We start from the raw sequence: 242 nt of genomic DNA, 5'->3' as shown, positions 1-242 counted from the left end.
GCATTGAATATTTTTTACCCATGCCACTGATACCCAAGTCCCCGAACCGTTTTTATCGGATTAATATCGTATGGCGCAAACTTACTCCTAATCTGATAAATATACTCCGAGATTGACCGAAAAAGTGCATTAGAATATTCATCATATACGTCATCATAAATATCCTCTCTCGTATAAACTTTAGAAGTTCGTTGTGATAGTAATTCAAGAATATCGTATTCACGACAAGTCAGTGTAATTGT

The 242-nt window shown here is 35.1% G+C and carries 1 protein-coding gene; it reads right to left on the bottom strand.

All coding sequences use genetic code 11. The annotated features are described in order from the left end of the window. Positions 1-14: 14 nt before the first annotated feature. The coding region (locus tag FDW96_RS12675; protein WP_137365783.1) for a winged helix-turn-helix domain-containing protein at positions 15-242 on the bottom strand (228 nt) is incomplete at its 5' end.

Source organism: Citrobacter sp. TBCS-15, assembly GCF_005280815.1.
Taxonomy (GTDB): Bacteria; Pseudomonadota; Gammaproteobacteria; order Enterobacterales; family Enterobacteriaceae; genus Citrobacter; species Citrobacter werkmanii.
The sequence above is the reverse complement of the archived record's forward strand: the minus strand, read 5'-3'. Positions and strand labels throughout refer to the sequence as shown.